The sequence below is a fragment of the Bradyrhizobium sp. CFUWI genome, from assembly GCF_056429085.1.
Genome location: NZ_JBWJZE010000158.1, coordinates 1 through 475, shown reverse-complemented (window position 1 = coordinate 475; position 475 = coordinate 1). Strand labels below are relative to the sequence as shown.

At 60.4% G+C, this 475-nt stretch carries 1 protein-coding gene; it reads right to left on the bottom strand.

Going from position 1 to position 475, the window contains the following annotated elements; all coding sequences use genetic code 11:
• Positions 1-24: 24 nt before the first annotated feature.
• Positions 25-475, bottom strand: a 451-nt coding sequence (locus tag AC066S_RS39190; RefSeq protein ID WP_478271959.1) for a HupE/UreJ family protein, incomplete at its 5' end; no start/stop codon positions are given.

The following is a 475-nucleotide window of genomic DNA, read 5'->3' as shown; positions in this document are numbered from 1 at the left end:
CCTTTCGGGTGGTTGAAAAACGGATCAAAGGGTGTTGCGACTGTTGTCAGTCGAGTTCTGGATATCCATGTCTTCATGGATGTGCTGGTGCTCGGTGGCGGGGAAACGGAAGCTGTCCGGATCGACGTCGTGCTGGTATCCGTGCAGCTGCATGAAGAGCAGGTACACACCGGCGTAGAAAAGACCCATGTTGGCCACGTAGCTGAATCGCTGGAACGACGGCCGGTGGCGCCACAAGGTGAGCAGGGCGACCATCGCGGCCAGCGCTGCGATCTGGCCGAGCTCGACGCCCAGGTTGAAGCTCAGGATGCGCAGCAGCATGGAGGTGTTGTCGTCCCCCAGCGGCAACTGCTGCAGCCGCGTCGAGAGCCCGAACCCGTGCAGCAGGCCAAAGCCGAACACGGCTGCCAGCAGGTTGGGAGACTTAGCGTTGAAGTACTTCTGGAACCCGCCGTTGTTGTCGAACGCCTTGTAC